Source organism: Corallibacter vietnamensis (assembly GCF_039537875.1).
Classification (GTDB): domain Bacteria; phylum Bacteroidota; class Bacteroidia; order Flavobacteriales; family Flavobacteriaceae; genus Corallibacter; species Corallibacter vietnamensis.
The window spans coordinates 1,430,177-1,454,305 of the sequence record NZ_BAABBI010000001.1 but is presented as its reverse complement, the minus strand read 5'-3'; the positions used below and the strand labels follow the sequence as shown (position 1 = coordinate 1,454,305).

At 31.5% G+C, this 24,129-nt stretch carries 25 protein-coding genes and 1 tRNA gene; 9 read left to right on the top strand and 17 right to left on the bottom strand.

The genetic code is table 11. The features are described from left to right. The first annotated feature begins 148 nt into the window (after window positions 1-148). From ABD690_RS06635 to ABD690_RS06615, 5 genes are all read left to right on the top strand, one after another. A complete protein-coding gene (locus ABD690_RS06635; protein WP_344728565.1) occupies window positions 149-856 on the top strand; it encodes a DUF4197 domain-containing protein in 708 nt (235 codons plus the stop codon). A gap of 293 nt (window positions 857-1,149) precedes the next feature. Next, window positions 1,150-1,347, top strand: a complete 198-nt coding sequence (locus ABD690_RS06630) for a Lacal_2735 family protein (protein ID WP_344728563.1) — start codon at window positions 1,150-1,152, stop codon at window positions 1,345-1,347. A 133-nt stretch (window positions 1,348-1,480) separates the two neighbouring features. Continuing rightward, window positions 1,481-3,067, top strand: a complete 1,587-nt coding sequence (locus ABD690_RS06625) for an ATP-binding protein (RefSeq protein WP_344728561.1) — start codon at window positions 1,481-1,483, stop codon at window positions 3,065-3,067. Next, window positions 3,068-3,475 (top strand): response regulator, encoded by a 408-nt coding sequence (locus ABD690_RS06620; RefSeq protein WP_344728559.1) that lies wholly within the window; start codon window positions 3,068-3,070, stop codon window positions 3,473-3,475. It abuts the gene before it with no gap. Window positions 3,476-3,589: 114 nt separating this feature from the next. Then, window positions 3,590-3,829, top strand: a complete 240-nt coding sequence (locus tag ABD690_RS06615; RefSeq protein ID WP_344728557.1) for a Lacal_2735 family protein — start codon at window positions 3,590-3,592, stop codon at window positions 3,827-3,829. Here the strand turns inward: ABD690_RS06615 and ABD690_RS06610 are convergent. Genes ABD690_RS06610 through prfA form a run of 3 tightly spaced genes read right to left on the bottom strand, consistent with a single transcriptional unit; the run spans window position 3,798 to window position 6,520 of the window. Continuing rightward, complete coding sequence (locus tag ABD690_RS06610; protein WP_344728555.1) at window positions 3,798-4,589, bottom strand: ABC transporter substrate-binding protein; 792 nt, start codon at window positions 4,587-4,589, stop codon at window positions 3,798-3,800. The genes ABD690_RS06615 and ABD690_RS06610 overlap by 32 nt on opposite strands. Window positions 4,590-4,596: 7 nt before the next feature. Further along, on the bottom strand, window positions 4,597-5,409 hold the full coding sequence (gene pyrF / locus ABD690_RS06605) for an orotidine-5'-phosphate decarboxylase (protein ID WP_344728553.1): 813 nt from the start codon (window positions 5,407-5,409) through the stop codon (window positions 4,597-4,599). A 34-nt stretch (window positions 5,410-5,443) separates the two neighbouring features. Continuing rightward, window positions 5,444-6,520 (bottom strand): peptide chain release factor 1, encoded by a 1,077-nt coding sequence (gene prfA, locus ABD690_RS06600; RefSeq protein WP_344728551.1) that lies wholly within the window; start codon window positions 6,518-6,520, stop codon window positions 5,444-5,446. Window positions 6,521-6,646: 126 nt separating this feature from the next. Between prfA and ABD690_RS06595 the strand changes: the two genes are divergently transcribed. Both ABD690_RS06595 and ABD690_RS06590 read left to right on the top strand, forming a co-directional pair. Beyond that, the gene (locus ABD690_RS06595; RefSeq protein WP_344728549.1) at window positions 6,647-6,934 is read left to right on the top strand and encodes a hypothetical protein; all 288 of its coding nucleotides are present in this window, start codon (window positions 6,647-6,649) and stop codon (window positions 6,932-6,934) included. Continuing rightward, entirely contained in the window at window positions 6,931-7,593 is a 663-nt protein-coding gene (locus ABD690_RS06590) for an ATP-binding cassette domain-containing protein (RefSeq protein WP_344728547.1), read from the top strand. Before ABD690_RS06595 ends, ABD690_RS06590 begins: the two co-directional genes overlap by 4 nt. Here the strand turns inward: ABD690_RS06590 and ABD690_RS06585 are convergent. The 6 genes from ABD690_RS06585 to ABD690_RS06560 form a co-directional block, all read right to left on the bottom strand. Then, complete coding sequence (locus ABD690_RS06585) at window positions 7,590-8,555, bottom strand: DUF3078 domain-containing protein (protein ID WP_344728545.1); 966 nt, start codon at window positions 8,553-8,555, stop codon at window positions 7,590-7,592. The genes ABD690_RS06590 and ABD690_RS06585 overlap by 4 nt on opposite strands. Window positions 8,556-8,581: 26 nt before the next feature. Further along, window positions 8,582-9,760 carry an AIR synthase related protein gene (locus tag ABD690_RS06580; protein WP_344728543.1) on the bottom strand — a complete coding sequence of 393 codons (1,179 nt, stop codon included), beginning with the start codon at window positions 9,758-9,760 and terminating at the stop codon, window positions 8,582-8,584. A 48-nt stretch (window positions 9,761-9,808) separates the two neighbouring features. Beyond that, on the bottom strand, window positions 9,809-10,468 hold the full coding sequence (locus ABD690_RS06575) for a Curli production assembly/transport component CsgG (protein ID WP_344728541.1): 660 nt from the start codon (window positions 10,466-10,468) through the stop codon (window positions 9,809-9,811). A gap of 459 nt (window positions 10,469-10,927) precedes the next feature. Continuing rightward, window positions 10,928-13,114 carry a glutamine synthetase III family protein gene (locus ABD690_RS06570; RefSeq protein ID WP_344728539.1) on the bottom strand — a complete coding sequence of 729 codons (2,187 nt, stop codon included), beginning with the start codon at window positions 13,112-13,114 and terminating at the stop codon, window positions 10,928-10,930. Window positions 13,115-13,642: 528 nt separating this feature from the next. Further along, the gene (locus ABD690_RS06565) at window positions 13,643-14,590 is read right to left on the bottom strand and encodes a calcium/sodium antiporter (RefSeq protein ID WP_344728537.1); all 948 of its coding nucleotides are present in this window, start codon (window positions 14,588-14,590) and stop codon (window positions 13,643-13,645) included. A gap of 140 nt (window positions 14,591-14,730) precedes the next feature. Further along, the gene (locus ABD690_RS06560) at window positions 14,731-16,707 is read right to left on the bottom strand and encodes an endonuclease (protein ID WP_344728535.1); all 1,977 of its coding nucleotides are present in this window, start codon (window positions 16,705-16,707) and stop codon (window positions 14,731-14,733) included. Window positions 16,708-17,254: 547 nt separating this feature from the next. Here ABD690_RS06560 and ABD690_RS06555 point away from each other — a divergent pair. Continuing rightward, window positions 17,255-17,407, top strand: a complete 153-nt coding sequence (locus ABD690_RS06555) for an SsrA-binding protein (protein ID WP_344728533.1) — start codon at window positions 17,255-17,257, stop codon at window positions 17,405-17,407. A 61-nt stretch (window positions 17,408-17,468) separates the two neighbouring features. Here ABD690_RS06555 and ABD690_RS06550 read toward each other — a convergent pair. The 3 genes from ABD690_RS06550 to prmA all read right to left on the bottom strand — a co-directional run bounded on the left by ABD690_RS06550 (window position 17,469) and on the right by prmA (window position 18,763). Beyond that, a tRNA-Arg gene (locus tag ABD690_RS06550) sits at window positions 17,469-17,542 on the bottom strand. 70 nt (window positions 17,543-17,612) lie between these two features. Beyond that, entirely contained in the window at window positions 17,613-17,888 is a 276-nt protein-coding gene (locus tag ABD690_RS06545; protein ID WP_344728531.1) for an ATP-dependent Clp protease adaptor ClpS, read from the bottom strand. A 47-nt stretch (window positions 17,889-17,935) separates the two neighbouring features. Further along, complete coding sequence (prmA, locus tag ABD690_RS06540; protein ID WP_344728529.1) at window positions 17,936-18,763, bottom strand: 50S ribosomal protein L11 methyltransferase; 828 nt, start codon at window positions 18,761-18,763, stop codon at window positions 17,936-17,938. Between the two features lie 81 nt (window positions 18,764-18,844). Here prmA and ABD690_RS06535 point away from each other — a divergent pair, with 81 nt between their 5' ends. Beyond that, window positions 18,845-20,062, top strand: coding sequence for a porin (locus ABD690_RS06535; RefSeq protein ID WP_344728527.1), 1,218 nt, complete (start codon window positions 18,845-18,847; stop codon window positions 20,060-20,062). A gap of 53 nt (window positions 20,063-20,115) precedes the next feature. Here ABD690_RS06535 and tpiA read toward each other — a convergent pair whose 3' ends face one another. Genes tpiA through ABD690_RS06510 form a run of 5 tightly spaced genes read right to left on the bottom strand, consistent with a single transcriptional unit; the run spans window position 20,116 to window position 24,077 of the window. After that, on the bottom strand, window positions 20,116-20,865 hold the full coding sequence (gene tpiA, locus ABD690_RS06530; protein WP_344728525.1) for a triose-phosphate isomerase: 750 nt from the start codon (window positions 20,863-20,865) through the stop codon (window positions 20,116-20,118). Continuing rightward, on the bottom strand, window positions 20,862-21,350 hold the full coding sequence (locus ABD690_RS06525; RefSeq protein WP_344728523.1) for a TlpA family protein disulfide reductase: 489 nt from the start codon (window positions 21,348-21,350) through the stop codon (window positions 20,862-20,864). The genes tpiA and ABD690_RS06525 overlap by 4 nt, the downstream gene beginning before the upstream one ends. Before the next feature lie 5 nt (window positions 21,351-21,355). After that, entirely contained in the window at window positions 21,356-22,432 is a 1,077-nt protein-coding gene (locus ABD690_RS06520; protein ID WP_344728521.1) for an ABC transporter permease, read from the bottom strand. A 4-nt stretch (window positions 22,433-22,436) separates the two neighbouring features. Continuing rightward, the gene (locus tag ABD690_RS06515; RefSeq protein ID WP_344728519.1) at window positions 22,437-23,531 is read right to left on the bottom strand and encodes a BT_3928 family protein; all 1,095 of its coding nucleotides are present in this window, start codon (window positions 23,529-23,531) and stop codon (window positions 22,437-22,439) included. A gap of 9 nt (window positions 23,532-23,540) precedes the next feature. Next, complete coding sequence (locus tag ABD690_RS06510; RefSeq protein WP_344728517.1) at window positions 23,541-24,077, bottom strand: DUF1599 domain-containing protein; 537 nt, start codon at window positions 24,075-24,077, stop codon at window positions 23,541-23,543. Window positions 24,078-24,129 lie beyond the last annotated feature (52 nt).

The following is a 24,129-nucleotide window of genomic DNA, read 5'->3' as shown; positions in this document are numbered from 1 at the left end:
TAAAAGTCCTTTTATTATATAATCAATAATAAAAAACAGAAAACAAAATAGTTTAAACAGACTTGTAACATATTTAAATTAAACAAAGCAAAGGTTTATTTTAGTACGTTGACTTATATTTGCTTATCTAAAAAAACAAATAAAAATTATGTTACGAAAATTACTGATAGGACTTTTAGTATTCAATCTTACAGCTTGTGCCGAATTACAGCAAGTTATTGATCAATTACCAGAGAACACACCTGGCTTAAGCAACACAGATATTGCTGCTGGATTACGCCAAGCATTAGACATGGGAATAGACAAACAGGTAACCAAGCTTACACAAAAAGATGGTTTCTACAGAAATGAGTTAGTTAAAATTTTACTACCGGAAGAATTAAAAAAAGTTGATAAAGGTTTACGTGACATAGGGTTAGGTAATCTGGCTGATGAAGGATTAAAAGTACTTAATCGTGCTGCTGAAGATGCTGTAAGCCAAGCGACACCTATTTTTGTTGACGCTGTAAAAGGTATTACGTTTGCTGATGCTAAAAATATACTGTTAGGTACTGATGACGCTGCGACACAATACTTATCTACAAGAACAAAAACTGCTTTGTATGATAAATTTCATCCTGTAATTAATAATTCATTTGCTAAAGTTGGTGCTGATCAAATTTGGTCTAACCTCATAAATAAATACAATGCCATTCCTTTTACAAGTGATGTAAACCCTGATTTAACAGATTATGTTACTTCTGAAGCCTTAAATGGTGTTTACAAAATGATAGCTGTTGAGGAAAAAGAAATCAGGAATAAAGTAGGCTCAAGAACAACCGACTTATTGAGACGTGTTTTTGCTTTACAAGATTAATATAAACAAACACCTACACACAATAACATCTTGACAATCAAGATATAAATTCTTAAATTATTCATAATCAAAACCTAATGTTTACATAACATTGGGTTTTGATTTCTATCGCATCTTTGCAGTGATAAAAACATTGAATTCAATCACGTTTGAATTAGTTACGAGTTAGTTAGTTGAAAAAATCGGTCTAGATAATTAGATCGATTTTTTTTATAAAAGCATTTCACAAGTTGCTCTTTTGCAATATTTTGAATATATTTATTAGCTAATAGATTACTTTTTACTTTCTTGTAATGAATAATGTATCTAAAATAAAAAAGCGAGAGTTTAAACTACAAAAGCGTTACAAGCGTCTTGTAGAGCAAGCCTATAACTTACGCCAAACTGATTGTGCTGAAAGCGACATATCAGAGTTTAATGCCATAAAGCTACTTAACAAAATAAACAAACTCAAGTATCTTTATAGAGAGAGAAAATCAGAAACAGCTTAAGATTGTAAGTTTAGACTCTCAACTAACAATATAAATCTCAAAAAACAACTATATGGCATAAAATACAACCAGCAAACACTCCCTTTGTAACATATTTTTCTTATCAAGAAGCAATTTAATAGCGCGCAAAACAATGTTTCACACAAAATATGTATGGTATAGTATGGCAACCAACAATAACAACGTAATTAAAACCAATTTTCTTTTTTCGTATAAGTTTACTGGTTTTGTAACTTTATTAGTTGCTTTTTTAAACATTTATTTTTGGCTTAAAAACAATATAGATGTTTTTTTCACAGGCTATATAATAAATCCTAATGCTACTATGAAACCCTTAACTAGCATTAGTTTTATTATACTTGCTTGTATTTATTTTACTAAAAACAAAAAACATGTATATCGGTTACTTATTACCAATATTATTATTCAGTTTTTTCAAAGTATTTATATCTTTTTAAGTTCTGATTCTACAACAGGCTTTTTTGCTGCCAGTTCTAAAATAACTATTGTTATGTTCGTTCTTACTTCTATAGCTTTTTATGCTATAAAGTTTAATAAGAACAAGCAAATCCTTATTGTATCAAACTCCATTGTATACATTATTTCTATTTTTGCCATAACATATTACCTTCTTGATGCTAGCACCCTAAACGCTATTTTAGGTTTTGAAACGTTAAGCTGGAATACATCTATGTTGTTTTTTATAAACAGCATATCATTATTTGAATACCAACTTATAGGTAAAGTAAGTCGGTTTTATTATAGAATTCTTGGAAAAAACAAAACGCACCCAAGTTATTTTTTTCCGGTATTTTTCTTATTCCCAATCATTTTCATTGTGTCGTCTTCAATACTTATGCATTTAGGTTTTATAAATAAAGCTCAAAGTATATTTATAATCATTCTCTTTTTAAACATTACAGTTTTAATAAGTATGTTTTTATACTCGTATAAGTTTATGAATTTCTACACTGAAATCTCAAACAAATCTAAAACACTAGAAGTTATAAACGACAGATTCAAAGCCCTGAATAAAGAGCTTAACGAGGCCAATTATTATCTTGAAGATTTTGCAAGTATTACATCTCATAATTTAAGGGAACCTATTATAGCATTAAACCAACTATGTGTGTATTATGAAGAAACCGTAAAAAAAGACCTTGCTTCAATAGATGAAGTAAAAGATATGTTTCAAACCAATATTCAGAATCTTAATCTTGGGTTGAATGCTTTAATACAATATCATAACTTTATAAAAGACATTAATAACAAACACCCCAAAGAAAGTTTAATAAGCGAAAGCATAGACAATACATTTACTCAATTAGAGTATTTAAAACCAAAAGGAACCACGTTAAAATCTAAAATAGATGACAACTCTAGCTTTCCTAAAAGTCATATTGATAATATTTTTCATAACTTGTTTACTAATTCTTTCAAATTTAAAAAGGAAAACGAAAAGCTAAACATTGAAATAACAGCTTACAAAACAAAAGATTATTACACAATTTATTACAAAGACAATGGCATAGGCTTGGATGTAGAAACAAATAAAGAAGAACTCTTTAAAAAAGGAGCAAGATTTCATAAGGAAAGTGGTTCTTCAAACGGTTATGGGTTATACTACTTAAATCTATATGTTAACAAATTGAATGGTAAGGTTCGTCTTTTTAGCAAAGTTGATAAAGGAACTGCTTTTAAAATTAAAATAGCAACTTAAATGAACAAGCAAATAGCTATAATAGATGACAATTTACTTTTCAGGAAACTCACTAAAATTCTTGTTAAGAACTCTGGTATACAAGAGAGTAACATACATTTATTTAGCAACGGAAAAGAAGCATTTGAATTTATTTACAGCAACATAAACAACGTAAAGTTTCTTCCTGAAATACTTTTTTTAGATTTAAACATGCCAATCATGAACGGTTGGAAGTTTTTAAAGCTCTTATACAACCTATTAGAAAACTCTAATTACAAACCTGTAATTTACATCCTAACATCATCTATAGACACAAAAGATATTGAAACCGCAAACAACATTCCTTTTGTTAAAGATTATCTCGTAAAACCTATTAGCAAAGCTACCATCCATAAAGTGCTACATACAAATGTTGAAGCTTATTAACTAACGGTTGAAACCTGTAAAAACACAATTTTAATCTTTACATAAATTTAACGTTATTAACACGTCTAAAAGCATCATAAACACGTATTTATAGTATAATTTAAAAACACGTTTATGAACACACATTTTTGCAAGGTTGGAAAAGTAAGAAACGTTTCCAACAAGACCAACAACGAGCCAAAAAAGGACACATCAAAATTAGAAAAAGCTTACAGCAATCAAATTGAAGAGGCTTACAATGTAAAACAAACTGATGCCAGCTTGAGTGACACCTTATATCATGAAGCGCAAAAAATAAAGCGTCAGCTATTAAGTATTAAGGCTAATGCAAATAATCTTGATGCAGCGTTTTAAAATAACGAAACGCTTTTATAAGTCTTGAACCATACCAAGAGAACATTTCACCATCTACTAAACATATTTTAGCATTTGGAAAAAAGTTCTTTAAGTCTTTCTTATGCTTTTCTTTAAACGGATAAGGCTCGCTAGACAGCAACACATAATCAACAGTTACATCGTCATTATCCAAGGCTATTTCTGGATAACGACTTAAGTCACCAAAGCTGTTTTTAAAATTATTAATAGAAAGTAAGTAGTTAATAAACGTATTATTCGCAGCAACCATCCACGGTTTTTTCCAGATAAAATACACTACATTTTTAACAGGTTTATTTTGAACCCATTCTTTAAAACCAGTAGCTTCAACTTGTATAGCTTGAGATATAGCAGTAGCTTTTTCTTTTACCGAAAATATATCTCCATACATTTTTACGAGCTCTAACGTATCATTTATGGTAAAAATATCACTAACATGAACAGCAGCTATGGCTTTGCAAGCCTCTACAATCTCTTGGGTATTTTCTTCTTTATTGCATAAAATAATATCAGGCTGCAACGCTGCTATTCTATCTAAATGAACTTGCTTTGTTCCGCCTACAATTGTTTTTTCTTTTATAAGATGATTAGGATGAACACAAAACTTGGTAACACCAACTATAGATTGTTCTAAACCCAAATCACATAACAACTCCGTTTGGCTTGGCACCAAAGAAACAATACGTTTAGGCACGCCTTGTAATTGAATAGATCTCTGCAATTGGTCTTGAAATACCATCACAAACTTATTTCAGAATAACTTTCATCTCTTGCTGTAAAGCTTCAGCTTTCTTTGCTGCTGCCTGTGCAAAATCGTCTTGATTTGATGCATAAATAATGCCTCTTGATGAGTTGATTAGTAAACCAACATGATCATTCATACCGTACTTACAAACATCTTGTAAATTTCCGCCTTGTGCACCAACTCCTGGCACTAGTAAAAAACTATTTGGAATGATTTGTCTTATATCTGCTAAAAATTCAGCTTTTGTTGCACCAACAACATACATAAGGTTTTCAGAGTTTTGCCAAGTTTTTGAAGTTTCTAAAACATGTTTATAAACTTCTTTTTCATCTATCATTTTAGTTTGAAAATCAAACGCTCCTTGATTTGATGTTAACGCCAAAAGAATGGTGTGCTTATTCTCAAATGCTAAAAAAGGCTCAACGGAATCTTTACCCATATATGGCGCTACAGTAACACTATCAAAAGCTAAATCTTCAAAAAAAGCTTTGGCATACATACTGCTTGTATTTCCTATATCACCACGTTTAGCATCAGCTATTGTGAATATTTCAGGGTGATTTTTATTTATGTAGTTTATGGTTTTTTCAAGTGCTTTCCAGCCTTTTAATCCGTATGCTTCATAAAACGCTGTATTAGGTTTGTATGCCACACATAAGTGGTGTGTTGCATCTATAATAGCTTTATTGAATGCAAAAATAGGATCCTCTTCCTGCAGTAAATGTTGTGGTATTTTATTTAAATCAACGTCTAATCCTATGCATAGAAAGGATTTTTTTTTCTGGATTTGTTGTGTGAGTTGTTGTGTTGTCATGGTTAAAAAAAAGCCTCAAAAAAGAGGCTTGTTATTAAATATGTTCGTCGCTTGCTTTTAGCTTTTCAGTATTTTCTGCAAGCATTAATTCATCTATAATTTTTTGAATATCTCCGTTTACAATATTTTGCAAATCATACAGAGTTAATCCTATTCTATGATCTGTTACACGGCCTTGCGGATAGTTATAGGTTCTAATTTTAGCACTTCTATCTCCAGAAGTTACCATGCTACCACGCTTTGCAGCATCTTCTTCTTGTTTTTTAGCTAACTCTAAATCATATAAACGAGAACGTAATACTCTAAACGCTTTCTCTTTGTTTTTATGTTGAGATTTTTGATCCTGACATTGCGCCACTAAACCTGTTGGAATGTGTGTTAAACGCACGGCAGAATAGGTTGTATTTACAGACTGACCTCCAGGACCTGAAGAACAGAAATAATCAATACGAACTTCTTTTGGATCTATTTCTACATCAAACTCTTCGGCTTCTGGAAACACCATACAAGTTGCTGCACTTGTGTGAACACGCCCTTGTGTTTCTGTTTGAGGCACACGTTGCACACGATGAACACCTGCTTCAAACTTTAGAGTTCCGTATACATCTTCACCGCTTACTTCAAACTGGATTTCTTTAAATCCACCATTGGTTCCTTCACTAAAATCTACTGTATCAACTTTCCAGCCTTTACTCTCACAGTATTTCGTATACATTCTAAATAAATCGCCTGCAAAAATACTTGCTTCATCTCCACCAGTTCCAGCACGTAATTCAACAACGGCATTTTTAGAATCTTCAGGATCTTTTGGAATAAGTAAAAACCTAATTTCGTCTTCTAACTTTGGAATACCTTCTTTGGCTTCGTCATATTGCATTTTTGCCATTTCAACCATTTCAGCATCACTGCCATCAGCAATAATTTCTTCAGCTTCTTTAAGGTTGTTGGTAAACTCAATATAAGCTTCGCGCTTATCCATTAATAAACGTAAATCCTTATATTCTTTATTTAGTTCTACATAACGTTTTTGATCTGATATAATATCAGGTTGAATGATTAAATCACTCACTTCATCAAAACGCTGTTTTATTATTTCTAATTTCTCTAACATCTGCCTTTTATAATTTCGAGTTCAAAAATACGATATTTTATTGATTGATAAATTTTAAATCAAATCATTTATTCAAATTATAGTCTCAAAAAATAATTGTTGTTTTTTTTCGTTTTATTGAAGATTATGCAACAGTTTCAAGCCATACTAATATTTTATAAGCCATATTTTTTATGGTCTATTGGTGTTGACTTATTACTTTTAGGTTTAAGTTACGAGTTAATTCCTGCGGTTATTATTAAATTAATTTTAATCTTATTTTTATGGTATGCTATATCTGAAACACAGCATAAACAGAAACTCATTTTTTATAAAAATTTAGGAATCTCTTCTTTTAAATTATTTTCTATTTTCTTTTTAATTGATACCTTTATTACAGTTACCTTCCTTCAATTCTTAAAGGAGTTTGTATGATTTTAGAAATAGATAATGTAGAGTTATGGTTTAAGGATAAACGCATATTACACGGCATCTATTTAAAGGCTAAAAAAGGAGAAGTAACAGGGATTTTAGGCAGTAATGGCTCGGGAAAAAGTTGCTTATTAAAAATTATTTTTGGGCACTTGACACCAAAATACAAGCTTATTAGAATTGACAATAAACCGATAACTAAAGCTTTTTACAAAACAAAACTTGTTGCCTATTTACCACAACAGCATTTCTTTCCTAAAAACCTCAAGATTAAAAAGCTTTTTAAATTTTTAAAAGTTGATTGGCAGGAATTTTCTTCTTTATTTAGTGGTTTTTCAAAATATCACAACAGCAAAATCAATAAACTTTCAGGAGGCGAACAGCGCGTTATTGAAACATATTTAGTTCTAAAAGGGCCTCATAAAATAGTTTTATTAGACGAACCTTTTTCTCATCTATCACCACATTATATTGAATGCTTTATCAACCTTATAAACACGATAAAATCATCTAAAATAATTATACTTACAGATCATATTTATCAGCATATTATTAACATTAGTGATAAACTATATTTATTAGAAAACGGATACTCTAGAGAGATAAACGATTTGGAAGATTTAAAGTTTTATAAGTATGTGAGTGAAAATACAATACTTTAAAAATCTACAACAACACCAACACCAAGCATTTGTTTCCATTGTACTTTAGCGCCTGCCTCAACAAATTCTGTTTCTTCTGCATTAATAGGCTCTAGTGTTTTTACATCATCGTCATACTTTAAGTGAGATCCTAATGTTGCTTTTATAAAATCATTTACTTTGAAATTAAAGTTTACTTGCCAATCTACATCTACGTTTCCAAAGTTATTAAGGTAATCTGTATAGAAACTAACAAAGTTCATTAAATGAATATTCTTGAAAACTTCTTTTTCAAAAGCACTGGTAAACAATATTCCAAACTCCATTCGCAACTGTTCACCTTCGGTTAGCATATTTCCATCATCATCATAAACAGCGCCTTCTACTCCAAAAGCACCTGCATTAGCCAGCTCCTTATCTAACACAAATGTAGATTTAAGTGTTAATGGAGAAAAGTACATAGAAAAAGTTTCTATGTTTTTACCATACTCAATTCCTCCACCGACAAATAAATATCCAGGAGCCATGAATTTTGATATTTCTTTAGATGTGTTTGGGTAATTATATCCGTTAGAAAATTGAGATTTAAAATTAAACCTTGCTGAATAATACCAGTTTGTTAATGTATCTTTTCTAAAGCCAAGCGTAGAACTGATATCCATGAGGTCATCTGTTTTACGAGGTTTTTGTCCTTGTTGACTATTAATACCGTATCTAGCTTGAAAAACATTATTCCATATAAAATTTTTGTAGCGGTATTTTAATTCGGTTACAACACCTACTAATGCAGAAATAGAGTTACTACCACCAGCATTCCAATTAACAAACGCTACTTCACTAATATCTAAACCTGCTTGATTTTTTAATTCCCAAACGGGAATTGCTGGTTTAACTATTTCTGGTTTAAAATACAAAGAGTCGGGTTGTGACCATGAAAACTGAATACTAAAAAATAATACAATTACAATAATAATTTGTCTCATTATATAAGCTAAAAAAAAGGGGTTACTTAATACTCAAATGTTCCAAAATCGCTTTTTATTGTAAGTTTTTTTGTGTCTGATACTTCAACACGGCCTACAATTTTTGCATCTACTTGAAATGATTTTGAGATATTTATAATATCATCTGCTACTTCAGGAGAAACATACAATTCCATACGGTGTCCACAATTGAAGACTTGATACATTTCTTTCCAATTTGTTTTAGATTGCTCCTGAATTAATTTAAATAACGGAGGTACTGGAAACATATTATCTTTTATGATATGAAGATTTTCCACAAAATGGAGAATTTTTGTTTGCGCACCACCACTACAATGTATCATACCGTGAATGGTATCACTTTTATATTTTGATAAAATATTTTTTATAATTGGCGCATAAGTTCGTGTTGGCGACAAAACAAGTTTTCCTGCGTCTATTGGAGAGTTTTCTACAGAATCAGTAAGTTTTACTTGTCCAGAATAAACCAAGTCTTCAGGAACAGCTGCGTCATAACTTTCCGGATATTTTTCTGCTAAATAATTATGAAACACATCATGTCTAGCTGATGTCAACCCATTGCTTCCCATACCTCCATTATAATCTTTCTCATATGAAGCCTGACCAAACGATTCTAAACCAACAATTACATCTCCTGCTTTAATATTTGCATTATCTATAACATTACTACGTTTCATTCTAGCTGTCACCGTAGAATCTACAATTATGGTACGTACTAAATCACCAACATCAGCTGTTTCGCCTCCTGTAGAATGAATTGTTACTCCAAAATCTTTTAACTCTGAAATGAGTGATTCTGTTCCGTTAATAATTGCTGAAATAACATCTCCTGGAATTACATTTTTGTTTCTTCCTATAGTTGATGACAGCATGATATTATCAGTAGCTCCTACACATAAAAGATCATCTACATTCATTATAAGCGCATCTTGAGCAATACCTTTCCACACTGATAAATCTCCAGTTTCTTTCCAGTACATGTAAGCCAACGAACTTTTTGTACCGGCGCCATCGGCATGCATAACTAAACAATATTCATCATCATTTGTAAGGTAATCTGGAACTATTTTACAAAAAGCTTTAGGAAAAAGCCCTTTATCAATATTTTTTATAGCATTGTGAACATCTTCTTTTGAGGCAGATACACCTCGTTGCATGTAGCGCTTACTTATTTCTTGACTCATTGTGTTAGTTTAGAATCACAAAAATAAGAATTGTAATCTATTTATGGGCTATAATTGATTTGTTTTAATAACGCTTGGATAACGTTTTAGTAGTTTTTCTAACTGCTTTTTTCCTCCAAAATAATAATTTACACCACAGGCAATTCGCCAATAAATATCATCTGAAACTCCAAAAATTTTTCCATCTACTTCATCACTAAAAACATGGTTGTAATCTGAAAACAGTTTTACTCCTAAATTCTCAAATACAATATACTCTATTCCCAAACCGCCTTGTAGCTTTGAATCTACTTGCTTAAAATAATTTGAAGCATGAATTCCTGCTCCAGCAAAAGCATAAGGAGAAAAACGATTATTAGGAAAAATAACGGTTTCAACATTTAAATCAAAAGACATATAGCCATTATTAAAAATGTTTCTGTAAGCTAAATTAAACTTATTGTAACCTACATTGATATTGAGATATGGTTTAATAAAACGCTTATACCCTACATGAGAAGAAATTTCGAGTATAGGATGCATGAAATCTCCATTCATAATAGAAGTTCCTAATCCAATGTCTAAAACATTGGTACCTCTATATCTATAAAAATCTATATTGGGAAATTGAGACGTTTGGTTATTTGCAGAAGTATCTGTTTGTGAATAGCTACAAACAGAGATATAAAAAAGACAGAAGATACTTATAAACTTAAATTTATATATCATACAAAGAACTGTAATATGCACACCCAACTAGGCATACAAACATAAAAACACACTTTAAGAACTCAACATAATAATGACATTTATAAGCACTTAAAAAAGGACTATTGATACATTAATTAATGTAATGGAGTAACCTGTTCGTACTTAGCAACGTCTTTACTGGTGTTTTTCTTGTTTTCGTTGTTTCCCTGAGAAAAAATGAATGTAGCAGCCAAAAGCAATAGCATACTGATGATTAGCTTTTTCATAATTTAAAAATTGAATCATTGATTAATAGCAAGACAAATTTAATGATTTTTCTACTCCATCTTCTTGGCTGAAGTGAGATTTTTGCTACTTAAAACCAACTTTTCGATAACCTACATTTTTAATCAGACCAAATACATCTCAAGCCCTTTATCTAGCTAAAAAAAAGAGCTTTACAGTTAGTAAAGCTCTTTTTTTAAGATTATTATGAAACTATTTAGTGAATAACAATTCTCTATATTTTGTTAGCGGCCATAGCTCATCATCAACTAAAAGCTCTAGTTTGTCACAGTGGTATCTAATTTCATCAAATAGAGGTTTTACCTTAAAGCAATATGCGTGCGCTTTCTTTTCTACATCAGATACATTATTGGCACTTCTTCGTTCATCTGTCATTTTTGTAACATTAGAGTTTATTGCTTCAATGTGCCCTGAAATATCTTCTATAAGGTTAAGTTGCTCTTTTGCAAATTTCTTAAAGTCTGAACCATATATTTCTTTTAACCCTTTTACGTTCTCAATTAAGATATTTTGATATCTCACAGCTGTTGGCACCACATGATTTCTAGCTATATCACCTAAAACACGACCTTCTATTTGAATATGTAACACATACTCCTCTACTTCTATTTCATAGCGAGCTTCAGATTCTATTTTATTCATAACGCCAAGCTCTTCAAAAAGTTTAATAGCCTTTTTAGACACTTTTACTTTTAAGGCTTCTGGCGTTGTTTTATTATTACTTAAACCTCTTTTCTCTGCTTCTTTTTCCCATGCTTCACTATAACCGTTTCCTTCAAAAAGAATATTTTTTGATTTTTTGATATACTCTCTCAATACGTTAAAAATAGCTTCATCCTTTTTCAGGTTTTTCTTTTCTATAAGCGCATCAACTTCTGCTTTAAAGTCAATAAGCTGCTTTGCCATGATTGAGTTTAAAACTGTCATAGGGCTTGCACAATTGGCTTTTGACCCTACTGCTCTAAACTCAAATTTGTTTCCTGTAAAGGCAAAAGGAGATGTTCTGTTTCTATCTGTGTTATCTAATAAAATTTCAGGAATTTTACCTACAACATTTAGCTTTAAGTCTGTTTTTTCTTCTGGCGATAATTTTCCTGTAGTAACATTTTCCAGTTCGTTCAACACTTTGGTAAGTTGCTCACCTATGAATACAGAAATAATTGCTGGCGGCGCTTCATTTGCACCTAAACGATGATCATTACTAGCAGATGCAATAGTAGCTCTTAATAGTTCTTCGTTATCGTTTACCGCTTTTATAGTATTTATAAAAAAGGTTAAGAACTGTAAATTACTCATAGGAGTTTTTCCTGGCCCTAATAAATTAACACCTGTATCTGTACTTAAACTCCAGTTATTGTGTTTTCCTGAACCATTTACACCTGCAAACGGTTTCTCATGGAATAAAACTTTAAAGTTATGACGCTCTGCTATTTTATCCATTACATCCATTAATAAGGAGTTATGATCTACCGCAAGGTTAGCTTCATCATAAATTGGCGCTAACTCAAACTGATTTGGAGCAACCTCATTATGTCTTGTTTTTACAGGTATTCCTAACAACATACATTCAGTTTCTAAATCTCTCATATATGCCATAGCTCTATTAGGGATAGTTCCGAAATAGTGATCATCTAATTGCTGTCCTTTTGCAGATGAATGACCTAACAAAGTTCTTCCTGTCATTAAAATATCTGGTCTTGATGTTGCCAAGGCTCTATCAATCAAAAAGTACTCTTGCTCCCAACCTAAAGATGCATTTACTTTTTTCACATTTTTATCAAAATACTTACAAACATCAACTGCTGCGCTATCAACAGCTTGTAAAGCTCTTAATAAAGGTGTTTTATAATCTAAGGCTTCTCCTGTATAAGCTACAAACACTGTAGGAATACAAAGTGTTGTTCCATAAATAAATGCAGGCGACGTTGGGTCCCAAGCTGTATAACCACGAGCCTCAAAAGTGTTTCTTATACCTCCATTAGGAAAACTTGAAGCATCTGGCTCTTGCTGAACGAGCTGTCCGCCACCAAATTTTTCAATCGCTCTGCCACTACCTATTGGTTCAAAAAATGCATCATGTTTTTCTGCTGTTGCGCCTGTTAACGGTTGAAACCAATGCGTATAGTGTGTTGCTCCTTTAGAAATTGCCCACTCTTTCATACCTGTAGAAATATGATCTGCAACAACGCGATCTATTTTAGAACCATTTTGTATAGCATCCATAACACTATTAAAAGCTTCTTTGGTAAGAAACTGGCGCATAGTATCTTCGTTAAAAACATTTTGACCAAATAAAGCCGAACGACGTTCTAACTCCTCTATTTTAATTGGTTTTCTGTTAAGGGATTCTTTAATGGCATGAAATCTCAATGTAGACATAATTATTGGTTTATAAATTTAACGCTCCAAATTTACAAAATAATTAATTTTACACAAACAACCCTTTAAATTTTACGGGTTAAATCTTTATTAAATTAAATTTAAGTTAAACACCCCTATTTTTTAATACCTTTTAAACAAAAAAACAACATTTTATCTTTAACTTAAAATAATCAAATCATGAGTAAATATAGATTTTGAGTACATTTTGCTGAATGACTAACCCCTAACACAAAACACAAGAAGCAAAACTAAAATTGAGAGTCCTTTTAAGAAAACTCCTAAATTTGAGCGTTATAAAGTAGCACAAAAAAACAATCTAAAAGAAACTCATTTGATTATCTTATTAAGTCTACATACCAACCATAGCAGGACTAGAAACGGCGAATATTTAATAATAATCTGAATATTAGCCTAAACAAAACTTCACATATTTCTAATAGCAAAGTGGCTATAAACAATGTTTTCTTACTTAAATTTAAGGAAGAGTATTTTATTATAAGAAAAAAATGCCTATAACCATCTTTTTTACAAAGAGATATAAACAAACACCAAATATGCCCCTAAAAGCAACATACCTTTATATCTTCCTAATTCAAACCTTTTTGGTAAAAAAGCCAAAGGCACAAGTATCCCAGCAAATGCTATCATCCAAAAAATATTAGTCGATAGGATTTCTGGTGTATCTGGATTAACAACAATAGGCTTTACAATAGCTGTTAAACCTAATACAGATGCTATATTAAATATATTTGAACCTATCAAATTCCCTAACGAAATAGCTTTTTCCTTTTTTAAAGCTGCAATTACAGATGCTGCCAACTCTGGTACACTTGTACCTATAGCAATTACTGTCACCGAAATAGCATAATCACTAATACCAACAGCTTTAGCCAACTCTTTAGCGCCTTGCACCAACCATTCTGAACCGAAATACAAACCTGCCGCACCTATTAATAACCAAATAGTTATCTTGAAGTTTGACACAACTGCTAAAGTATCATCAACCTCTTCTATAGCAACTGCAACTGATTTCCTTGATTTTTTTATTAAAATAAAGAGAAAAATAATTAATACTAAAAAGAATAGACCTCCTTCTAAAGCTGTTAAAACATTATCATTTCTCAAACAAAAGTATAAAGCAAAAGAGACCATCATCATCATTGGCCAATTCAATTTATAAAAATCTTTATCTATTGCCAAAGGAGATATCAACGCCGTAATCCCTAAAACCAATCCTATATTTGCTACATTAGAACCTATAACATTTCCTAAAGCAATATCAGAAACACCATCTAAAGCCGCTTGTAAACTCACCAATAATTCTGGCGCTGATGTTGCAAAAGAAACAACCGTCATACCTATTACCAGTTTGGAAATATTAAACTTAAAAGACAAAGCCACAGACGACCTTACCAAAAACTCACCACCAACTACCAATAATATCAACCCTAAAACAACCCACAAAACACTCATAAATCTTTTTTTTGCGAAGATAATATTTAGTTATGATATACAGTTTTAGTCAATCATAAATATACACAACAAACTATACTATTAATAAAAAAGCCCAAGTTCAAAACTTGGGCTTTTTTTTATGATAAACACTTAAAATATTATTCAACAATAATTTTCTTAATAATAGATTTTTTTTCTGATGACAACTTTAATAAATACATCCCGCTAGACACGTTTAAATTTATATAAGTATTAGGCTCTACTAAACTTGTAGACAATTGTCTTCCATCAACTGAAAACAATGTTGCTTCTATTGAAGTATCAAAACCTCTAAAAGAAATTTTTCCTTTTGTTGGGTTGGGATAAACAACAACCTCATTTAACACATTATCAGATACGCTTAAGTTTTGTTGCCAAGTTTCTCCAATCATATTCCCCCAAATATACTCTATCATATCTGGCTGATCAATAAATGGGTTTCTATTAAATTGCCAATTATAAACAACATTGTTTCTATTCATTTCAAAATCATCTGGCGGGTCATTACGATGCCACTCTAAAAGAGTTTGTAAATCTCCAAACTGCCCAACATTTCCTTCTGGAAAGCCATTTACAATACTTAACCCGTTATAACGAACAGCCATATAAAAAACACTTCTTGCTACATCACCTTTAAAGCCTCCCAATGTTCCTGACGGACCATTATACTCACCATAAAACTGGTTTCCACGAGAACTGTTTTCAGGACCATCAACAGCTCTTAAGGCATGAGCATCAGAGTTTCCATGACGTAAAGAATCTGCATTTGTTGTCCAATAAGCATCTATGCCATTTGCAATATCATCATCATCTATACTATAAAAACCTCCTCTAGATCTAGGAAACGTATGTTCTCTATTCCAACTTCCTACATTATTTGAAGTTGTTTGAAAATCTAGCTTTGGCATACCTTGCTCTAAATACACCAACCAAACTTCGTTACTGTTTTCCGGATTTTGATCGGCTTCTTTTAAAATATCTATAACATCTGCATAGGTTTGAGTTCTCACCACGGTTGGATCTGCAACTATATCTTGTAAAGCTTGTTTTAATGCATCATCAGATAACCCGTCTAAAGCATCATAGTAACCACTTGGTTGTGTACTTGCAACAACACCATAAGTAGGGTTTATTGGTGTACCAAAAGGAGCAACCGTAAAATCATTATCAATAGCTCGTAGCTTTACAAAGTTATTGAATGGTATAAATGGCTCTTCAATATTTACAAATCGTATAAGCGGTTCTTCATCTCCTTCATCTATGTCATCATCTACCAGCGTGATTGTTGTTGTTACTGTATTGCTTCCGGCAGGAATTGTTACAGTAGTGTTTCCTGTAAAATCTGATGTATTAAAACCGTAATTGTTTAACGTAAAAGAAAACTGATAATCTACCACTACATTTTCTTGAGCTGTAAAAACAATATCAAATGATTCGCCCTCTGTATATTGTGTTTGTGATGTAGAGATGCTTATTGCGTTAAAATCTATACCTGAACCTCCGTTTTCGTTAAGCGCTCTTGGCGTTGGTGTTGTTGACACATAAGAACCATCATCTAAACGCTGAATAGAATTTGTATTATTTCCTGACCCTTCATTTATTTGCTGAATATCTGTAAAGTTAGGATGCGCACTAAAAATTGCTATCATATCAGCATCATCACTATCTGAAGTATCATACAGTAAGACATCAACTAAATTATCTATTGTTGCTACTGTTCCATCAGGAAAATCAACATCACTTGCTTGATAAATTGCAACAGCATCAGCGCCATTTTGAATTGTATTTGCTGAAATTAATAGCTGTGGAAATGGTGTTACCGACTCACTACCTATTAAAAACAAACCGTTACCGTCTGTAGAATAACCGTCTAAATCAATTAAAAAATAACTTGAATTATTTCCAGATGTTGAGCCATTAAAAAAAACAACAACGTAACCGTCTAAACTAAAATTTGGTATCGTAGACTTTAACTCCAGAAACTCTTTATCATCTACTCCTGGTGTATCACAATCTAGTTCATTTATAAACAAATCTTGAGCAACAAGAATTTGTGTAAAAAGAACACATACTATTAAATAAGTAATTTTTTTCATTAGGGATATTTTTTGCAAATGTAAACATCCTATTTTCTCGAGCTTCATTTCCAAGTAACTAAATGGTTAACTTTAACACAACCTCATACTTAAAAAAAAAGATGAAATCATAAAAAAAGCTTACTTTTTAAGGTTTTATTCCCTTGAAAGAACAAAGCACATCAAAAAAACGCCTTAAACTATTACACTTTAAAACACTAAACAACACAAAACACTACACTTTAAAACAAGAATAAAGACAAATGTATTTTAAAATGAAATACAAATCATTTTTTTACTTATAAAACAAAAGTCAATTTCACAGATTTTACCTGTTTTATTTGGAAGATAGAATTGCTAAAATATATATTGAAAACTCAATCAAAAAAACAAGAATTTATTAACCACTAAAAAACCAAAATTATGATTGCTTTTGCCATTTATTTAATAGAATGGATTTTATCCTTATTCTAAAAAAAACAATCTTGTGAAGCGTAGTCTAGAATACGTTTTACTTTGATTTAAAACCAAAGACTTTATCTTTGTAATAATTAAGATGGCAATGACAATGAAAAAAAAGTTTTTTAAATTTTTAGCAAGAGTTAATAAACATCTTTTACCAAGCTATTCAAAACAGCAATTAGACTTAAGTAAAGCTTCAAAAATTCAACTTGTAATAATTGGCTGGCGTGTTTTTGTGACAAAGAATGCATTAGATTAAAAAGAAACATTCTAAAAATGTGTTAAATAAAAAAACCCGCTTAAAAAAGCAGGTTTTTTTGTGACCTCGGCAGGATTCAAACCTGCAACCTCTTGAGCCGTAATCAAGTGCACTATTCAGTTATGCTACGAGGCCGTTTTTTTGAGAGTGCAAATATAGGGCATTAATTTATATTGCAAAAGTTATTTTAAAAAAATGTTGATATTTATATAATTTCTGCACTTAAACCTGCTTCAAGCAACATTGAGCAACGTGGCTTTAAATCATCATAAGCTCCCGTTTTTACCGTGCATTTACCTTTGTAATGTACAATAATAGCACATTGCTCTGCTTGCTCTGGCATATGATCGCAAGCATATATAAGTGTATCAATAACATGATCAAAAGTATTTACATCATCATTATACAATACAATTTCATTATTTTTTAAAACATCTTCTTTTAATAAAACGTCTTCTAATGTTTTTTCTCTAGTACTCATAGCTATTCAAGTATTTTTATAATTAAGGGGTACGAAAAAACCAAAGATTAGTTAATAAATTTTAAGGCAACCCATTGGTTTTTTTCTAATGTTTCAACGTGATTTAAGCCTAGTTTATTACATGTTTCTTCTATAACAGAAATATCATCCTTGTAAAAACCACTTAAAAATAACAATCCTTTTGGTTTTAAGCAAGTTGCATACTTTTTTAAATCATTAAGTAAGATATTTCGGTTTATATTGGCTATGATTATGTCATAACTTTTGTTGACTAACAAACCTGCATCACCTTCTATAACAGTGATGTGCTCACAGTTATTTCTTTCAACATTTTCTAAGCTATTTAAATAGCACCAATTATCTATATCTATAGCATCTATAGGTTTTGCGCCTTTCATTTCAGCTAAAATTGCCAATACTCCAGTTCCGCAACCCATATCTAATACAGATTTATTTGTAAAATCATTTTTTAAGATATGCTGTATCATCATGTGCGTGGTTTCATGATGACCAGTTCCAAAGCTCATTTTTGGTTCAATTACAATATCATAATCCGTGTTAAACTTTTCATGAAATGGCGCTCTTACAGCACAAACATCATCTACAACTATTGGACTAAAGTTTTTTTCCCATTCTTCATTCCAATTTGTTTGCTCTATTTCTTCAAATGTATGAGAGATTTCAAATTCGCTAGAATTTAAAATTTGTATGTCATCAAGAATATCTGCGCTCCACGCTTCTTTTTGAATATAAGCCGTTACGCCTTCTTCTGTTTCAACAAAGCTTTCAAAGCCAGCGAAACCTAATTCAGCAATTAAAATTTCAACAGCAGGTTGTAGTGGTTTTACCTCAAAGCTATAGGATATATAAATCATAGATTGGAATATTTATTTTGCAAATTTAGCAATCGTTTTCAAGTTAACTGTATTTTTGCAATTATTATAACACAACTTATCATGAAAAAAACACTTGTTTTATTATTTTTTGCTTTGGCATCATTTTCAGTAAATGCTCAAATTACTATAAGCAAAGATAATAACGACATTAAGCTATCTGCACTTCCTTACTACAGCTACGGAAAAGGATTAGGAATTACATCTCCTGACAGTATTTTTAAATTAAATATTCGTTTTAGAATGCAAAACCGTGTCACCTTTATAGACAACGAAGATGAACCCTCTTCGTATGAAGCTATGATACGTCGTTTACGTTTACGTTTTGACGGTTACGTTGGTGACCCTCGTATTATTTATGTGATTCAATTATCATTTTCTCCCAATGATGTTGGTGCGATTGAAGATGGTGACAACCTAAATATAATAAGAGACGCTATTGTTTTTTACAGACCTAACAATCATTGGAACATTGGTTTTGGACAAACAAAATTACCAGGAAACAGACAACGTATTAATTCGTCAGGTGCTTTGCAACTAACTGACCGCTCTATAAACAATGCCCGTTTTAATATAGACAGAGATTTTGGTTTACAAGTTTATTACCTAAATGAATTGAATGACAAGTTTTCTTACAACTTTAAATCAGCAATAAGTACTGGAGAAGGTAGAAACTGGACTGAAAGTCCTGACAACGGTTTGGCATTTACAGGGCGATTAGAACTTTTTCCTTTTGGAGCATTTCAAAACAACGGAACCTTATTTGAAGGTGATATAAAACGCGAAGCGACTCCTAAACTAATGCTTTCTGGTGTGTACCACTTTAATAATAATGCAAGAAGAACGCGCGGAACTTTAGGTGATGATTTGTTTGAAAAACGTGATATGCAATCGCTTTTATTTGACGCTATTTTAAAGTATAATGGTTGGGCTTTTCAAACGGCGTACATGAATAGAACATCAAAAAATCCGCTAACATACAATCCGGATGATGCAACTGACATACGATATGTTTTTGCTGGAGAAGGTTATGATGCCCAATTAAGTTATTTATTTGAAAACAATTATGAATTAATTGGTAGGTATTCTCACCAAAAACCTCATAGTGATATAGAAATGCTTACACCACAAACAAACCAATATAGTTTTGGTGTTACCAAATACATCTGGGAACATGCACTAAAGTTACAAGCTGAAGTCACAAAAAGCGAACTCAATTATTTAAATAATACAACTGATAATAATTGGTATGTCCGTTTTCAAGTTGAGATAGGTATATAAACAAAAAAAGGCTTACTAAACAGTAAGCCTTTTTTTTTATAAGTTATGTGATGTTAAAATGCGTTTACAATAGCATAAAAATCTTCAGCTTTTAAAGAAGCGCCTCCTATTAAACCACCATCTACATCGGGTTTAGAGAATATTTCTTTAGCGTTATTTGGTTTTACGCTACCTCCATATAAAATAGACACATCATTTGCTACAGACTCTCCATAAGTATCTGCTAGGGTTTTTCTAATAAAAGCATGCATTTCTTGAGCTTGTTCTGGACTTGCTGTTTCTCCAGTTCCTATTGCCCAAACAGGCTCATAAGCTAAAACTATACTTTGAAATGCCGCTGCATCTAAATGAAACAATGCGTTCTTTATTTGGCTAGCAACAATAGTTTCTTGATTATTTGATTTTCTATCACTTAATTCTTCTCCAAAACAAAAAATAACACGCATATCATTAGCTAAAGCTGCATCTACTTTTTTAGCAAGTAATTCATCTGTCTCATTGAAATAAGCACGACGCTCACTGTGTCCTAAAATAACCGTTTTTACACCAACACTTTTTAACATAGAAGCACTAACTTCTCCTGTGTAAGCCCCATTTTCAGCAAAGTGCATGTTTTGTGCAACAACTTCAATATAGCTATCTTTTAGGGTTTGGTATGCTTGCCAAACGTTTGTAAATGTTGGCGCAATCATAACCTCTGCATCTGAAGTTCTTGTTTGTGATTTTAAGTCTGTTATTAATGATTCGGTTTGAGCTAAATCATTATTCATTTTCCAATTTCCTGCTACAATATGTTTTCTCATTGTAATGCTTGTTTTATTTGTTTGTCGTTTGCTTTTACAGCTTTAAATACTTTTATAGTTCCTTGTTTATCAACAACTATATACCTTGGAATCCAATCTAAATTTACAAAAGTGCCAAAATCACCTTTCCAACCTGATTGCATAAAGTAATGAGAGCCTTCGACTTCAAACTTTTTTATTCCTTTTTTCCAGTTATCAACACCTTTATCTAAAGACAAAAACACATAAGATACATCTGGGTAATTTGCTTGTAATGCTTTTACTTTTGGCATTCCTTTTATACAATCACCACACCATGATGCCCAAACATCTATTAATACCGTTTTTCCTTTATGAGCATCTAATATACTTTGAAAAGTTACTGATTCTCCTTTGAGTGTAATAAATGTGTCCTGCAACGCTTTCTCTGAAAACTCTGTAGGTTCTTGTGCTTTACAACTTATAAAAAATAAGCTAACGATGAGTGCTTTTAATACGTTTTTCATGTTTTTCATTCTAATTTAACTTTTGGGTCTAACCATGTATAAATTATGTCGACAAAAATATTGATAATTACAAAAAGCAAAGCAATAATTAATACTGATCCCATTATTACTGGTAAATCTAGTGTGTTTAAAGCATTTACTATCTCTTTTCCTAAACCATTCCAGCCAAAAATATACTCCACAAAAACAGCTCCTGCTAACATGGATGCAAACCAACCCGAAACAGCAGTAACTACAGGATTTAAAGCATTTTTTATAGCATGCTTTTTTATGATTTGAAACTCACTTAAACCTTTTGCTCTTGCTGTACGAATATAATCTTGATTAAAAACCTCTAATAATGAGTTTCTCATAAGCTGAATAACGACTGCAAGCGGGCGAATACCTAAAACTATTGCCGGCAGCAATAAGTTTTTCCATTGAATGTGCATAGCCTCACCAAAATCGTCTAACTCATACAAACTTCCTGTCATCTCTAAATTTGTATAATTATGTAATACAAAACCAAATAACCATGCGAATAAAATAGCACTAAAAAAGGAAGGCACACTCATTCCTAAAGTACTCAATATCTGAATTGTTTTATCAATGACCGTATCTTTTTGTAATGCAGATAAAACCCCTAAAAGCATACCTAAAAATAAGGCAATAGTTATTGCACTAACAGCCAAAACGAATGTATTAGGTAGAGTTTCAGCTAAAACATGACTCACTTTTTTTCCTTGTTTTGTAAAAGATTCTCTTAAGTATGGAAATTTTAAAGCCGTTGTAGTATTTCCTATTGTAAATAATGATATTGCCGAATACTTACCTTCTCTTAAATACGTATAATCAGTTTCTGTGTTAGAATGAAACGATATGGGAGACAAATCATTTAGGTAATAAAAATACTGCGCGCTTACAGGCTTATCAAAACCATACTTTGCTTTTACTATAGCCAATTGCTCGCTATTTTCATTTTGACCTAACATCATTTGCGCAGGATCTCCTGGCAAAACATTAAATAGGAAGAAAATAACAGTTACTACTCCAAATAATGTAAGTAAGGCATAAAATGTTTTATTTAAAAAATAGCTTATCAAACAATTACAACTCTAATTCATCAATATCATTCCAATGTAATTTTTGAATGATAGTTCCTTTTTTAAGCTTTAAAATACCTGGACTTGATCTTACAATGGTTTTTAATGCTGTTTCATCACAGAAATAAAAATCAAAGTCTAACCCATAAGTCGTTTTTATTTGTTCTTGTACATCTGGACCACTAGCTGTCATTCCTATAACTCGATATCCTTTTTTTGATGCTTGCATTGTCATTTCTTTTAATGCACTTAAACCATCTGGTTCTGAATTAGACAGATTGTAAGCAACAATCATAATTAGGTTATCTTCTGATAGCATGTCTTCAGCAAAATCTTGCCCATCTTTTTCTATAGTAAAATCATGAATAGGCGCTTCGTAACCTGGGTCTAAAACTTCTGTAGTTACATCAATATATTTTCCATCTACATTAGGGTAGTCTCCTTTTGTCGTTATAATCTCTTGTTTTCCATTTATTTCAAAAACCCAATTATAGTTTATATCTGCTTTAGGCGCATCATCAGGCACTGTCATATTATCTGTAATATTAGCTCCAACGTTGTAAGGTCTAAAATCTATAGAAGGTAAATGCATAAGTACGTGATAAGCAAAAGCAAGACAGGCTATAAAACTAAACAATGCTGCCACTGAAAGGCCTAATTTATTGAACAAGGGTTTTATATGCTTTATTCCATAGAATAGAATAAGAATTAAAATAAGTAAGGCTACATCTTTTGAGAATGTTTCCCAAGGTGTAAGTTTTAATGCATCTCCAAAGCATCCGCAATCTTTTACTTTATCAAAATAAGCTGAATAAAATGTTAGGAATGTAAAGAAGATAATCATTAACAACAAGCTCCAAACTGTAAACTTGGGCTTATAACCTATAAGTAAAAATATTCCTAAAACAACCTCAAAAACGACGACTAATACAGAAATAATCAATGCATAAGGTTCTAAAAAAGGCAGGTTTAAAACTTCTACACTAAAATACTCTTGAAGTTTATATGAAAACCCTAGTGGGTCATTAAGCTTTATAAACCCTGATATGATGAACAAAACACCAACCAACACTCTACTAATATTAACTAAAAATCTCATTTGTTCTTTTTATTTGTTTAAATGAATCATTGCAAAAACGGCATAGTTTATCATATCTTGATAATTAGCATCAATGCCTTCGCTTACTAGTGTTTCACCTTTATTATCTTCTATTTGTTTTACGCGCAATAGCTTTTGAAGAATTAAATCTGTCAATGAACTTACACGCATATCACGCCAGGCTTCTCCGTAATCGTGATTTTTGTCCATCATTAGCTTTTTAGTAATCGCTATTTTTTCGTCATATTGTGCAATTGCATCTTCTACAGATAAATCTGGCTTGTTAGCTACACCTTTTTCTAGCTGAATTAAAGCCATAATTGAATAATTTACAATACCTATAAACTCACTAGATTCATCTTCATCTACTTTTCTTACATCATTTTCTTGAAGACCACGAATACGCTGTGCTTTTATAAATATTTGATCTGTAAGTGACGGCAAACGTAATATTCTCCAAGCGCTTCCATAATCTTTCATTTTATTTATAAACAAACTCCTACAGTTTGTAATCACATCATCGTATAGTTTTGAAGTATCTTGCATAAATTAAAATCAATTTTGCGTAAATTTCGCATAAAATATTTAACCTTCAAAA